At 44.0% G+C, this 13,917-nt stretch carries 12 protein-coding genes; 7 read left to right on the plus strand and 5 right to left on the minus strand.

Going from position 1 to position 13,917, the window contains the following annotated elements:
• Positions 1 to 3: 3 nt before the first annotated feature.
• Positions 4 to 1,740, minus strand: coding sequence for a ShlB/FhaC/HecB family hemolysin secretion/activation protein (locus AKL11_RS06145; RefSeq protein WP_067515723.1), 1,737 nt, complete (start codon positions 1,738 to 1,740; stop codon positions 4 to 6).
• Between the two features lie 490 nt (positions 1,741 to 2,230).
• On the opposite strand from AKL11_RS06145, the gene AKL11_RS06150 reads away from it, so the two are divergent.
• On the plus strand, positions 2,231 to 2,755 hold the full coding sequence (locus tag AKL11_RS06150) for a hypothetical protein (protein ID WP_067515724.1): 525 nt from the start codon (positions 2,231 to 2,233) through the stop codon (positions 2,753 to 2,755).
• 384 nt (positions 2,756 to 3,139) lie between these two features.
• Here AKL11_RS06150 and AKL11_RS25040 read toward each other — a convergent pair whose 3' ends face one another.
• Positions 3,140 to 3,289 (minus strand): M2 family metallopeptidase, encoded by a 150-nt coding sequence (locus tag AKL11_RS25040; RefSeq protein WP_157673433.1) that lies wholly within the window; start codon positions 3,287 to 3,289, stop codon positions 3,140 to 3,142.
• 376 nt (positions 3,290 to 3,665) lie between these two features.
• Here AKL11_RS25040 and AKL11_RS06160 point away from each other — a divergent pair, with 376 nt between their 5' ends.
• From AKL11_RS06160 to mscS, 3 genes are all read left to right on the plus strand, one after another.
• Positions 3,666 to 4,151 carry a glutathione peroxidase gene (locus AKL11_RS06160; RefSeq protein WP_067515726.1) on the plus strand — a complete coding sequence of 162 codons (486 nt, stop codon included), beginning with the start codon at positions 3,666 to 3,668 and terminating at the stop codon, positions 4,149 to 4,151.
• Between the two features lie 45 nt (positions 4,152 to 4,196).
• Positions 4,197 to 5,303, plus strand: a complete 1,107-nt coding sequence (locus AKL11_RS06165; protein ID WP_067515727.1) for a PilT/PilU family type 4a pilus ATPase — start codon at positions 4,197 to 4,199, stop codon at positions 5,301 to 5,303.
• Between the two features lie 114 nt (positions 5,304 to 5,417).
• Positions 5,418 to 6,248, plus strand: coding sequence for a small-conductance mechanosensitive channel MscS (gene mscS, locus AKL11_RS06170; RefSeq protein WP_095210217.1), 831 nt, complete (start codon positions 5,418 to 5,420; stop codon positions 6,246 to 6,248).
• 241 nt (positions 6,249 to 6,489) lie between these two features.
• Here mscS and ilvC read toward each other — a convergent pair whose 3' ends face one another.
• Entirely contained in the window at positions 6,490 to 7,506 is a 1,017-nt protein-coding gene (ilvC, locus tag AKL11_RS06175) for a ketol-acid reductoisomerase (RefSeq protein ID WP_067515729.1), read from the minus strand.
• A 186-nt stretch (positions 7,507 to 7,692) separates the two neighbouring features.
• Here ilvC and ilvY point away from each other — a divergent pair, with 186 nt between their 5' ends.
• Both ilvY and AKL11_RS06185 read left to right on the plus strand, forming a co-directional pair.
• Positions 7,693 to 8,568 carry an HTH-type transcriptional activator IlvY gene (gene ilvY, locus AKL11_RS06180; protein ID WP_067515995.1) on the plus strand — a complete coding sequence of 292 codons (876 nt, stop codon included), beginning with the start codon at positions 7,693 to 7,695 and terminating at the stop codon, positions 8,566 to 8,568.
• A gap of 94 nt (positions 8,569 to 8,662) precedes the next feature.
• On the plus strand, positions 8,663 to 10,228 hold the full coding sequence (locus AKL11_RS06185; protein WP_067515730.1) for a ubiquitin carboxyl-terminal hydrolase family protein: 1,566 nt from the start codon (positions 8,663 to 8,665) through the stop codon (positions 10,226 to 10,228).
• A 259-nt stretch (positions 10,229 to 10,487) separates the two neighbouring features.
• On the opposite strand, the gene ilvN is transcribed toward AKL11_RS06185, so the two are convergent.
• Positions 10,488 to 10,979: an acetolactate synthase small subunit gene (ilvN, locus tag AKL11_RS06190; RefSeq protein WP_067515731.1), complete on the minus strand. Its 492-nt coding sequence runs from the start codon at positions 10,977 to 10,979 to the stop codon at positions 10,488 to 10,490.
• Positions 10,979 to 12,709, minus strand: a complete 1,731-nt coding sequence (locus AKL11_RS06195; RefSeq protein ID WP_067515998.1) for an acetolactate synthase 3 large subunit — start codon at positions 12,707 to 12,709, stop codon at positions 10,979 to 10,981. The genes ilvN and AKL11_RS06195 overlap by 1 nt, the downstream gene beginning before the upstream one ends.
• 550 nt (positions 12,710 to 13,259) lie before the next feature.
• Here AKL11_RS06195 and AKL11_RS06200 point away from each other — a divergent pair.
• A complete protein-coding gene (locus AKL11_RS06200) occupies positions 13,260 to 13,643 on the plus strand; it encodes a hypothetical protein (protein WP_067515732.1) in 384 nt (127 codons plus the stop codon).
• The last annotated feature ends 274 nt before the right edge of the window (positions 13,644 to 13,917 follow it).

Below are 13,917 nucleotides of genomic sequence, written 5' to 3' on the forward strand. Positions count from 1 at the left end.
TCCTTAAATATCAAGATTTAATCGCCACCAGAATTGACCACTTTCCTCCGGTAGAATACTTGGTTTATTTAACGGAAAATCATAGGAGAAAGTGGCTGCCAGCTTTTTCCATAAGACTGTTAAACCTAAAGATCCACCAGAAAGCCATCCATCCAGGCTATTATTTAAATCGTATCTATTCTCAACCCAACCAATATCATATCCGGCATTTATTCTTGTGTTTATATCTTGCCATTTAATTTTAAATGGATTATTCCAAGTCAATTCATTTCTAATGTAGCTTCCGTTATCTCCTGATAATGAGTTTTCAACATAGCCACGAACGCTATACCTAGATCCAATCGAAATCCTCTGAGAAGATGGAAGATTATCAAAAGCGTATTGTCCGCTAATGCTACTACTTAATGTCAAACCTCGGAGCATAAAGTCAAGATTTTGTATGTAAGATATTGTTCCTTCAATTTTACTAAACAAGTTGACCGGGAAATTAAAGGGCAGATTATGGATGGCTTCTTCTGCACCAAATAATGATAGACCTCTGGAAAAATCCAGTGAAAAAGAAATTGGGTTGTTAAACAACCTACTATTAAACGCGGTGCCGACAGTAGCCGTTGTGGTATCTTTGCTACTCACAGCCAAGTAAGAGCCGTTTAAATAATTCTTCCCTCTATTAAATTTTAGCCTAAGGTATGTGTTTATTATTGTATCCGCATTACGGTACATCACTCTATCCACCGTAACACCCGCATTTATGCTCTCACCAGAGCTCACAAGTACTGCACCCGATGGCGTCAAAAGATCACTCTCATATTTTGATTTTGAGAATGTAAATGTATGTGTAAAAAATCCAAAGGGAACCACTAGTGCCAATGAATCACTGATGGAGTCTCCAGGGTTATTAACATGGAGTTCTGAAATAGATTCACGATGGGTATATGTTAAAATATCATTGATTCCTATAAAGTTATCTGCAGTAATAGTGGTTGCGCCTTGCACTTTTCCCGTCGATCGTGAACCATGATTATCAATTGAAAAATTAAGGTGTATTGGATAACTCTTTTTGTTTTTTACCACGACAACACTATCACCAGGATTTTCACCCGATTCTATTTCCATTGTTGCTCTGTTAGATCTTTGTTTATTGGCTTGATTAATACCTTGTTCTATTTTTGTAAGCTCTAATGTTTTTCCTTTCATAAATGGAAACAAAGACGGTAAATAGATGCTTTTCTTTCCTCCATCCTCAAGAATGATATCTGATATTATGCCATCCTGAACTCGTAGCTTTAGGGTTCCAGCGGTCAAGTTTTGGGCTTCCAAATATATTCTGGTTGTCGAAAACCCTTCACTAATAAACCAGTTAACAACCAAAGACATTATGGATTCTATGTCAATCACTGTCAGGCATTTATTGAGGTATTCTGCATTGATATCTTCTTTAAAGCTTAGTGGTATTCTATCATCACCTTCATACTCTATTTCGGTAATATTTATACAATTTCCATCACCACTATCCTTTTTCATTTCTTTTTCATCAACCTTAAACTCAAGCTTATTAAATCCACCTTTATTTCCGATACCTCTTTCTATATCTTCTTTTACCTGATCCTCAAGTTGCCGCTGTGTTTCATTGATATTTTTTTGAACAGCCCTGATATCTTCAGCATCCGTCGCGAATGCAGAAGGGAAATATAAAAGACTTAATAATAAAACCTCTTTCCTAAGAAGAACCGCTATCATCCTTGATAATTCCTTACTTTAAACATTGATATCTGGCATTTAATCTAATAGCCAGATAACCATTTAATAGCCAGGAAGACAACTGAGCTTAAAACCCAGAATACAGCATCGTTCCGTTCTAAAAACTGCATCATTGAATCTATTTTCTTGGTAAATCCATATCTGCAAAATTGAGAAAAATTCCCTATCACTTATTTAATTCTAGTTTTTTTATATTCTTCGTCCACAATTTACATATAATACTTTACGTATCAGATAGATATGAATTCACTGTGTATTTTTTACAGCTTAATTAATTTTTTGATAGGCATTAAACTGTCAACCTCCTATTCATTAATTGCTGACTTCTTATTTTAGTACTATCATTCTCGATTTCGTTATTCCTAGACTCGAATATTGGCTTAAATTAGCCCCTGTCATTTGCTTGGATCAACAGCCTTCTCAGTACAGCCGCCCTTTATACTTATAGAGAATAAAAAAACTATTTTATATGCAATATACCCTACAGATTTCCTACACCATTACAGGTAAGGCTCAGAACCGCATTAATGCGTTGATGGCCAAGTACAGTCCGAAGCATACAGCCGTTATCTGGATCGCTTCTCTATCCTGCCTTTGCGTTCCACTTTTGGTTTTCAAGAACAATCTCAGTTCTATCATGCTTTCCGGCTTGTTTGGGTCTGCATTTATTACCTTCTGGATTTTGAACCTCGGGCTCCGTTACGCAGTACACAAACGCTTCAGCCTTCACTACCAACCGGAACTTGAACTTGAAACCCGTATTCTGCAGCTGGAGGATAATGGCATCCGTATCGATTCATCGCTGCTCAAACCAGCGTTTCGACCTTATCGACAGATCAAAGCCATTGTCGTTGAGGATAATATCATCATAATTTCTGGCAAAAATGGCTGGATTGAGATGATTCCAAGAGACTGTATTATCGAAGGAAATTCCGGTTTTCTTCTGGAGCAGATTAGTCAAAAGTCAGGAAAAAGTGCTAAAAACCCAAATTGACAACCATTGCTCATCTACACTTACTGCCTGACTTCCTGACCCAGAGGGCAATATGTATAGATCAATCGCTACCATTTTAGTGTGCTTGTTGCTCATTAACTGCTCTTTAACTCAAACCAGAAGAGCTTCAAGCCTCTCAGGCTCCGCGGATCATTGACACGCGCTTGAGCCTGAAAAGGAAAGAATATCTCTGGCACAGTTTGCGCTCAGAGACCAACCTGCTAATACCTTATTAAGAGTCACTAACGCCCAATTTCAAGCAATTTATGGGACTTATTATCAGGTCAACCTACAGAGCCGAACTAGTGGCTTTTGGCTGGCAGAGCTGTATCGACGTCCAAGTGGGGAATTGACATTACTTGAGCTACGGCCAGACAATCATTTCTACCAGCCCCAAGGCAACCCTTGATTCTGTTCATCAAGATAAGCTTGCAGTGGCACAAAATATTCCAGCATTGCTGATGCATCAAATACTTCCTTTTCTGTGAAGTCAGCATAGATCTCCTGCCATGGTAGGCTAGTTCCCGTTTCCAACGTATCACCAAATGATAATTATTTTCATTTGGTACTTGTACTTGCACAAACACCCACCCATATACTAGAATGATAACCATTCTCATTAATCGAATAAGTTCGGATTAACCTCAGGCTCAACTTGACTCTCCCCAAGCCTTTTTGAGCCCCCCAAGCATGCAACCCCACTTATGGAGGGACTGCCATCGAAGAAAACAGACCTGACTAACTGGCAAATGCCAGTGATTCGCAAATCCTCATCTTTACGGCCTGAATTTCAGGCCGTTTTTTTATTGTCTGACCGCCACTTTCTGTTCATTATAAAAACCCTGCTGAGATCAGAGCGAAAGCCCGCCTTTCAAAAGAACCATTAATAAAGTAATAACGAGGCCACTCCATGGATCTGAACAAGTACACAATGCCTTTGCTCAATGGCACCACCCAGCCGCTGTCAGGGTATCAGGGCAAAGTGCTTTTGATTGTCAATACAGCCAGTAAGTGTGGTTTCACTCCTCAATACAAAGGGCTGGAAGATCTTTACAACAAATATAAAGACCAGGGCCTGGTTATTCTTGGTTTTCCCTGCAATCAGTTTGGTAAACAAGAACAAGGCGACAGCGCAGAGATTGGTGCTTTCTGTGAGAAAAACTATGGCGTCACTTTCCCAATATTTGAAAAGATTGAAGTCAACGGCGATCAAGCTGCTCCGCTCTATCAAGACTTGAAAGCAGAGGCCCCCGGGTTATTGGGCACTCAGGGCATCAAATGGAATTTCACGAAGTTTCTGATCAGCAGTAAAGGCAACGTTATCGATCGTTACGCACCCACGACCAAGCCTGAAGATCTGGAAGAAGATATCTGCACAGCATTAAGAGAGCGCTGAGCACGCCGAAATATTAAGAGTCTAATCATTGAAGCTCTTACTATTGTGGATATTTATAAAGCCCTGAAAATGCTGGCTGAAAAGAATGGCTCAGAGCTGTTCCTGACAGTCGGCTACCCTCCCTGCCTTAAGGTTAATAGTCAGCTTATTCCCATGTCAAAAGCATCCCTGACAAGTCAGCAGGCACATCACAGTTTCCAGAACTTAATGGGCGAACAAGACTATCAGGCGTTTCAGTCGAGCCACGAGCACAACTATGCCATTCAAACACCTGAATCTGGTCGTTTTCGCATCAGTGCTTTTTTCCAAAAGGGCGAGCCCGGCATGGTGATTCGTAGAATTCATCATCACATTGGCTCACCAGATGAACTTGGCGTACCCAAGATATTCACAGATTTGATTCTCAAAAAGCGTGGCCTGATTCTAGTCACTGGCCCTGCAGGTGCTGGCAAGTCAACCTCAATGGCCTCTCTGGTAAAGCATCGGAACCAAGAAGGCAAAGGACACATCATCACCGTTGAGGACCCTATTGAATTTGTCCATGAACACAACAACTGCATCATCACACAGCGGGAAGTGGGTATTGATACAGACAGTTATGAAGAAGGCCTAGCCAACACCTTGCGTCAGGCACCGGACTTGATAGTGATTGGGGAAATCCGGTCTACTCAGTCAATGAAGCATACACTTGAGTTTGTTCAGACTGGCCACCTGGTCATTGCGACACTGCACGCCAATACAGCTTATCAGGCACTTGAGAGGATCATTAATTTTTTTCCCCATGACCAGCATCAGGAAATATTGCTAAACCTTTCGTTAAGTTTGCTCGGCATTCTGGGTCAGCAAATGATCAGCGCTCAGGATGGAAGCAAATCGACCATTGCCCATGAGATCCTATTAAATAGCCCTGCTCTGGCCAAATTGATCCGAAAGGGCGCCATCAATGAAATCTCAGATTTAATGGAACGTTCAAAAGAGTCTGGCATGCAAACCATTGATCAGTCCGTTTTCGGCTTATACAAAAATGGAAAGATTACCGCGCAACAAGCCATCCAACATGCTGACTCAGCAAACAACATGCGTCTTATGATTAAGTTTGATGGACATAAAGGAGATAGTGATCTTGATCATCTTAGTATTGCAGATGATTGATTCATCATTAACTCATCAAATGCGGCTTCTCTCACATACGCTTAAAAACGACTATGGACATTTAGTATTTCTGATATTCTTTACCTAACTTCGTTTATGTTTAAGGAATATCAGATGGACTTTGATTTAGCTGCGCAGTCCTCAGACTGGCTGCAGAACAACCAAGCTTTGTTAATCGATTATTGCGTCAATGTCATCTCAGCCTTGCTGACATTAGTGATTGGCATACTGATAGCCCGATTTGTCAGTAACGCTTTAAATCGCGTCATGGTGAAGAAAAACGTCGATGGCATTGTAGCTAGCTTCACCAGCAATATGACCAAGTACCTGATCATCGCTTTCGTCGTTGCTGCATCTCTCAGCCGGATTGGTATTCAGACGGCATCCTTAATCGCCATTATCGGTGCCGCAGGTCTGGCTATTGGCCTGGCACTGCAGGGCTCTCTTTCGAACTTTGCTGCTGGTGTACTGCTGATTATTTTCCGCCCTATCAAGAAGGGAGAGTTTGTGGAGATTGCCGGCGTTGGTGGATCTGTAGAATCTGTTCAGATTTTTACCACGGTTGTCATTACACCGGACAATAAGATGGTGGTCGTTCCAAATAACAACGTTCTTAGTAACAACATCGTTAACTACACCCGAACAGGGCAACGCCGAGTTGATCTGGTGATTGGTGTTAGCTATTCCGCCGATCTGAAAAAGACAAGAGAGATTCTTGAGAAAGTACTCAGCGAAGATGATCGTATATTGAAAGATCCTTCCTGGACCATCGGTGTTCTGGCGTTGGCTGACTCTTCGGTTAACTTTGCTGTGCGTCCATGGGCTAAGTCCAGTGATTACTGGGATGTCTATTTCTCACTTCATGAGAACATTAAGAATGCCCTTGATGAAGCGGGTATTGAAATTCCGTTCCCTCAAAGAGATGTTCATCTCATTCAACAATAATCAAGAAGGAAACAGGTGTCGGTAACTCCTACGCCTGCTTCTCTACAATAAGTCTGATTAGAAGAACAACCTGTCAGAATTGCTGCTGCAGTCTTATCCCACTCATTGGAATCTAATTATCTGTATGCTCAGAGAGATAGCTTTCAGGCAGAAAAGGTCAGTTGAGAATAACGAAACGCTATTTGTTAAGAGATAGGAAAACAGATACTGCCAAGGTAGCAGTATCTGAGTAGAGATATACTTAGTTCTTCTCTTTATCCACCAACTGATTAGCAGTAATCCAAGGCATCATTTCACGTAGCTTACCGCCAACCTGCTCAATTGGGTGAGCAGCGTTGTTGCGACGATATGCCGTCATGGATGGGTAGTTCAGAGCGCCTTCAGAGATAAACTTCTTGGCGTATTCACCATTCTGAATATCTTTCAGGGCTTCACGCATCGCTTTACGAGACTCATCGTTGATAACCTTTGGCCCGGTCACGTACTCGCCATACTCCGCATTGTTGGAAATGGAGTAGTTCATGTTGGCGATCCCGCCTTCGTACATCAGATCAACAATCAGCTTGAGCTCGTGCAGACATTCAAAGTAAGCCATTTCCGGAGCGTAACCTGCTTCGGTCAGGGTTTCGAAGCCGGCTTTTACCAGTTCTACTGCGCCACCACAAAGAACGGCCTGTTCACCGAACAGATCGGTTTCAGTTTCATCTTTGAAGGTAGTTTCGATGATTCCGGTACGACCACCGCCAACGCCGGAAGCATAGGAAAGCGCTACTTCTTTAGCATTGCCGGATGCATTCTGGAAAATAGCGATCAGATCCGGGATACCACCGCCTTTTACAAACTCAGAGCGTACTGTGTGACCCGGAGCTTTTGGTGCGATCATGATAACGTCGAGATCAGCACGGGGAACGACTTGGTTGTAGTGAATAGCAAAACCATGGGCAAACGCCAGAGTAGCGCCTTGCTTCAAATTTGGTTCAACTTCGTCTCTGTACAGTTGAGATTGGAATTCATCCGGGGTCAGAATCATCACAACATCTGCCTGAGCAACGGCTGCAGGTACTTCCGAAACCTTCAAGCCGGAAGATTCAGCCTTGGCCCAAGAGGAAGAGCCTTTACGCAAACCAACAGTAACATCGACACCAGAGTCTTTCAGGTTATTGGCATGGGCATGGCCCTGAGAACCGTAACCGATGATGGATACTTTTTTACCGCGGATAATGGAGATATCACAGTCTTTATCGTAATAAACGTGCATGGCTCTACTCCTTAAGACAGCTCCGGAAGGGGAAGCTGGTTTTGATCATTGAATGTTGTTTTTGGTGTTTCGTTCAACTTGGAGGGAACAATAGCCGAAAGAGATCAACACGTATAGTTGCAAATGATGATATATTTGCAAGTAAATGTCCTATTTTATGCAACGCTACTAATATTAAGTATGGCTATTGATCTTCGACCACTTAAACAGTTTCTGGCTCTGGCAGAATCATTGCACTTTCATCGTGCCAGTCTGGAGTGCCATGTCAGCCCTTCTACCTTGAGCCGTACGATAAAGCAGCTGGAGGAACAGCTTGGCGTGGCGTTGTTCGAAAGGGATAACCGAAGCGTCTTATTGACGGCTCAAGGCGTGAAATTTAAGACCTACGCGAGGGAAACCCTATCTCAATGGGACATTATTCATAATGACCTGCTGGCTGATGCCCATGAGCTTCACGGCTCATTGAACATCTATTGTTCCGTCACCGCCAGCTATAGCTTCCTGTACGACATTCTCAAACAGTTTCGCCCCAAATACCCGGGTATTGAAATTAAGCTTCACACTGGTGATCCTGAACCTGCCATCCAGCGAGTTTTAGCTGAACAGGAAGACTTGGCCATTGCCTCCAGGCCAGACGCTTTGCCAGTTGGCCTGGCTTTTCAATCTATTGCCATCTCCCCTCTCGTGTTTATCGCTCCAATTGACTTTCCATTGTTGGATCATTCACATCACCATTCAGCTTCTGAGCTTAAGGATGTCCCCATGATTGTGCAGGAGACTGGCACCGCCCGAAGCAGAATTGATGCATGGTTTCTGGACAGCAAGATTCAACCTCATATTTATGCCCAGGTGGCAGGTAATGAAGCCATTGTCAGTATGGTAAGCCTCGGGTTTGGAGTAGGTGTCGTGCCGAAAATCGTGCTTGAAAATAGCCCTTTGGCATGCAACGTACGGCAAATTCACACAACACCCGCATTAGAGCCATACCATGTAGGTCTCTGTGTTTTGAAGAAAAAGCTCAAAAACCCTTTAATTGCCGCTTTTTGGGAGGAACATATATGAAAAACTGATGTCTTAAGGCCAGTTAAACTAACTATTGTTTGACTTCACTCTATCGTAATCACACTGATTACACCTTAACTTAAGTATTCTTGATATGGTTGCTAAAACTGCTATTTCTCCGCCCTCATTTAGGAATATCTTGAATAGGTCTGATGCTGTAGATTATCAGCGGCTATCTAAACAACGAAATAAATCCTGCCAACTTGGAAATTACAAAGTCACTTTGATACACAGTGGGCTTCAAAGTTCAGCATCTATAAAAGTTAATGTGGTAAATACACAAACACCAAAAAACATTCTCAAACGACTCACAAAAGCCATATCTGATTTTTTTATCCGGCTAATGGATAAGGACTGCAGCTGTTTTATACCAAGAGCACACCAACTCCAAAAGCACATTGAAAAAAAATTAAACACAACATCAATTCGTATCAATTCACATGCACTAAAAGATATCAAAGCAACACCAGGTTCCCCAAAGATAGGGCCTGATACTCGGGTTTCTAACCCGGGTTATGATTTAGATCCAGATGAAGGCTATGAGTCTGATCAAGAGGTTTCACTTTTTGAAACCATTGGCTTCAAAAATTTTGGCAGTACCTGTTTTGCCAATAGCTGCCTGAAAGCACTAATAGGCACTTTACCGCCTGAATATTTTCAGGCGCTTAAGAACAAAAGGTTCCAAAATGACGAATCTGGCCAAAGAGTAAGAGATGCTTTTTTGAAGCTTCATGAAAAAGCAACCAAAAGCAAAGACAGAATAATAAGCTCGCAACTAGAGAAACTGTTTCAGGAATGTTTCAACTATAAGGATATGAATGGAAGCAAACCTTTTGCCTATATATTAAATAATAATGCAAATAACATCCGGCAGCATGATGTCCAAGAATTTATGTCTGAGCTTATGCTGGTGTTAAAAACAAGGGATGACCCTCAATTTAGAATTGAACGGTCTCCAAGAATGCATGTTATCGCAGGAAAACAACACCATTATTCAAAAAGCGCTGTTCAGCATAATGCTGAACATGACGTTGCGACGACATTGCAGATTCCGCTTAGCAGTAAAAAAAATCAGTCAGTACAAGGAAACCTCGATAGTGAGTTAGTAGACCTCGAAGCGATGGATGAATATACATTTAATTCTGAAGACTGGCCAAACACCACTCTTTGTATTCATAAAGGAACGCTGGCGGATTTTGAACGGATTAAAGCAACTAAAGATGGCCATAAAATCACTAATATAGATCAGGATATTAAAGTTGCCAGAAAAGATCAGTTAATCGTAGATTCTGATAAATTTCGTTTCCTTACGATTCATCTTGGTGTCTTTCGTTGGATGCAGGGTTCCAACGACCCACAAAAATATCTACCAGAGCCAATTGCTTTGAAAAAGAGCTTGGGTGATATTTTAAAACTACCGGTGACCGACAAGAATGGAAATCAACGGACACTGTCTTTCCGCCTTAAAAGTGCCTGTATGCATATGGGTGGGAAATCAGCTAGCTCAGGGCATTATGTTGCAGCCATTAATCATGCTAATGGTAAAGAGCCAGAGCAATGGAGGCTGCACAGCGACAGCCACATCCACAATATAAAACACCCCGCCCAAGCAACAGGGATCGGTGACCCTTACCTACTATTTTATGAGCGAATCGAATAACCTTTTATGGCCTCTATTGACCACCTTCCATAAAGTCATCAATATAGCGGAACACTTAAAGGCGCTCCTCTATGTACTCGATTAAGAGGTTGTCGAAAAACTCCAGAAACATGGTTCCCACGCAGAGCGAGGTTGTCGCAAAAGCTCTGGTTCCCATGCTTTGCGTGGGAACCCATACATCTATCTCTTTGAAAATTAAGAGGTATGCATTCCCACGCGGAGCATGGGAACGAGAAGTATGGGGTTTTGCGACACCCTCTTAAAGCGATAAAACCTTTTCGCCCCGAGCAATGCCGGTTACGCCACTTCGCACTACTTCCAGTACTTGAGCTTGGCCAATTGCTTCAATAAAAGCGTCCAGTTTCTCAGCTGTACCCGTGAGCTGAATCGTGTACACCGAACTGGTAACATCGACGATCTGCCCACGGAAAATGTCCGCCGTTCGCTTCACTTCGGCACGCATTGGGCCACTGGCGCGAACTTTGATCAACATCATTTCCCGCTCGATGTGGGCGCCTTCCGTCAGATCTACCAGCTTGACCACGTCCACCAGCTTGTTCAGCTGTTTGGTGATCTGTTCAATAGATTGCGGCGTGCCCACGGTTGTAAGCGTCAATCGGGAGAGTGTTATGTCTTCCGTCGGCGCAACGTTCAACGTTTCAATGTTGTAATTGCGCTGAGAGAAGAGCCCGACAATACGGGACAGAGCACCAGGTTCGTTTTCAACCAGTACAGAGATAATCCGTCTCATCACGTCCTCTCCGTTTTGCTGAGCCACAAATCGGCCATATGGCCATCCTTGATCTGCATGGGGTAAACATGTTCACGGGTATCTACCTGAATATCCATAAACACCAGTCGGTCTTTCAGAGAGAACGCTCTTTCCATCTCTTCCCGAAGTTTCGATGGGTCCGTTACCCGGATGCCAACGTGACCATACGACTCTGCCAGTTTAACGAAGTCCGGCAGCGATTCCATGTAAGAGTGGGAATAACGGCTGTCGTACTGCATATCCTGCCATTGTCGTACCATGCCCAACGCCTGATTGTTCAGGTTGATGATCTTCACGTTGAGATCGTACTGCAAACAGGTAGACAGCTCTTGGATATTCATCTGAATACTGCCTTCACCGGTCACACAGGCAACATGACTGTCTGGGAACGAGAGCTTTACGCCCATGGCAGAAGGCAGACCAAAGCCCATGGTGCCGAGACCTCCGGAGTTGATCCAGCGGTTAGGCTTATCAAATGGGAAGTATTGAGCAGCGAACATTTGGTGCTGGCCAACATCCGAGGTCACAAACGTGTCTTCACCTTTGGTGACTTCGTACAGGGTTTCGATAACCTGCTGCGGTTTTAGAATAGTGCCGTCGCCTTTATCGTAAGGGAATAAGCCACCACGACTGTTGCGCCATTCATTTATCTGCTTCCACCAGCGTTCTAATGCGGCAGGTTCGATGGCTGTTTCATTCTCATCCACCTGCCGAAGCATGGTGTCCAGAACTGCATCCACCGGACCAACAATAGGCACATCCACCGGTACATTTTTGGCAATACTGGCCGGATCGATATCGATATGAACGATTTTCGCACCCGGGCAGAACTTGGCTACATTGTTGGTGACCCGGTCATCAAAACGAACACCGACGGCCAGAATAAGGTCTGCGTTGTGCATGGTTTGGTTAGCACAGTAGCTGCCGTGCATTCCGAGCATCCCGACGAACTGACGGTCAGACCCCGGATAACAACCCAGCCCCATCAATGTATTAGTGACAGGTACATTTAGCTTCTTCGCCAGAGTGGTTAGCTTGTCAGAAGCGTTCCCCAAAATGACACCACCACCCGCATAGATAATGGGTTTTTTGGCGCTGGCCAACAGCTCAACCGCTTTGCGGATTTGACCATTATGGCCTTTCAGTGGCGGGTTGTAGGATCGCATCCGGACTTTTTCAGGATACTGATAGTCGTACTTTTTAGTGAGATCGGTGATGTCTTTCGGGATATCCACCACCACCGGGCCAGGTCGGCCAGTCTGTGCCAGATAGAATGCTTTTTTGATAATGCCCGGAATATCTTCCGCCCGCTTCACCAGAAAGCTGTGTTTTACGATAGGCCTTGAAATACCGACCATATCCACTTCCTGAAACATATCGCTACCGATAAATCCGGAAGGCACCTGACCGGAAAGCACCACCATGGGGATGGAATCCATATAGGCCGTCGCAATACCCGTAATGGTATTGGTGGCACCAGGGCCAGAAGTCACTAATGCGACGCCAGGCTTGCCCGTTGCGCGTGCGTAACCGTCTGCCATATGGGTGGCGGCTTGTTCGTGTCGTACCAGAATGTGCGTGACTGCCTTCTGCCGGAAAATGGCATCATAGACATGCAACAGTGCACCACCCGGGTACCCGTATATGTACTCGACTCCTTCGTCAGCCAGTGATCGGACTACCATGTCCGCGCCGGATAATTGCTCCACGTACTTACCCTCGGCTCTACTCATCGTATGAAATGAATTTCTTATATTGTCCTGCTGGAAAAAGCAGGGCTTTTAGTATCTGACGATATCGTGGCTCGAAGAACCACACTCACCAGTGAGTGCAGCCTGAGGCTGCCTGAGACTCACAATTCCGGCTTGCAGAATTGCTACATTCCTGTGCGGGTAGGAGCAGTACACCAACCCAGCATCTCAGCACGAGATCGAAGAGCCGGCATACTAAGGAACGCTATCATCTGGGCCGCAGATAAGCAGCATTAGATGGTCGCATAACTCCTGACTCAGCTTCTTGGGCAGCTTCAGGAGTTGCCATTTTTGACGTTCAGCCTTGCACAGTCAATATAAATACGCACTTTCTTTCGGGAAATACGACAGTTCTAGATAAATAAGGTTACATGCACCCAATGTTTGCAGAGAATGCTGACGGATATGGTGGCATCGGAGTAAATTCTGTTCCTCAATACCACAGAACATTAATAAAGCAGCTGTCATGTCGATTTAGATTACATCATCTATCAGAACGTGCTGCCTTATGCCTACATTTCATATTCCTCAACCCCTGCAACAAAAAACAGGTGGAGTCGGTGGCTCCGGTAGTGTTTCACCAAGCCACCAGCCCACAGGGCCAGAAAAACAAGGTTCTGGCAAAATGGGAGCACAGTCTGTATCAAAGGTTGATGCTGAAAAAAAGTTACCTGCGGCCGGTCAAACCGCAACAAAAGCTGAAACTGCAGCCGTAGATTTACATCAAAGGTCAGCAAAACCATTAGCGCCTGTTAAGCCTCTGCTATCAGCTGATCAACTGAAACAGGCAAAGAGCAAGGAAACAAAGTTATTGGATCTGGCTGATAAACTGTTCAAAAAGCAGCAAGACAAAAGCCTGGTTAATAATGCTCTAGGAGCCTGTCGGACTTAGAACAACTTTTGAGTATAATACCCGCAAGATCGTAAAAGACAGCCAGAGTCTCTTCCAATATGAAATGAGCCTGAACGGAGCCCTTGTTTCCAAAATGAAATGAGCCTGTGATTTCTGATCTTTCGTCCAAAATTACTGGATGAAAATCATAATGGACACACGGCTCATCAAATCGCTCCAGCAGGTRGAGGAGCTGCTTCAGGCTACACCGCAGATACAGCCTGGTTGGAAGTCAAAAGACGAGTGCTATCAATGGATTGCAGGCACTCTCAAA

This window comes from Endozoicomonas ascidiicola (assembly GCF_001646945.1).
Classification (GTDB): Bacteria; Pseudomonadota; Gammaproteobacteria; order Pseudomonadales; family Endozoicomonadaceae; genus Endozoicomonas; species Endozoicomonas ascidiicola.

What these genes read in the sequence shown, in the direction of transcription:
- ilvN (WP_067515731.1), bottom strand. Translation starts at nt 10,979, where the DNA reads ATGAGACGGATTATCTCTGTACTGGTTGAAAACGAACCTGGTGCTCTG.
- AKL11_RS06150 (WP_067515724.1), top strand. Translation starts at nt 2,231, where the DNA reads ATGCAATATACCCTACAGATTTCCTACACCATTACAGGTAAGGCTCAG.
- AKL11_RS06200 (WP_067515732.1), top strand. Translation starts at nt 13,260, where the DNA reads ATGCCTACATTTCATATTCCTCAACCCCTGCAACAAAAAACAGGTGGA.
- AKL11_RS06145 (WP_067515723.1), bottom strand. Translation starts at nt 1,740, where the DNA reads ATGATAGCGGTTCTTCTTAGGAAAGAGGTTTTATTATTAAGTCTTTTA.
- mscS (WP_095210217.1), top strand. Translation starts at nt 5,418, where the DNA reads ATGGACTTTGATTTAGCTGCGCAGTCCTCAGACTGGCTGCAGAACAAC.
- AKL11_RS06185 (WP_067515730.1), top strand. Translation starts at nt 8,663, where the DNA reads ATGGTTGCTAAAACTGCTATTTCTCCGCCCTCATTTAGGAATATCTTG.
- ilvC (WP_067515729.1), bottom strand. Translation starts at nt 7,506, where the DNA reads ATGCACGTTTATTACGATAAAGACTGTGATATCTCCATTATCCGCGGT.
- AKL11_RS06160 (WP_067515726.1), top strand. Translation starts at nt 3,666, where the DNA reads ATGGATCTGAACAAGTACACAATGCCTTTGCTCAATGGCACCACCCAG.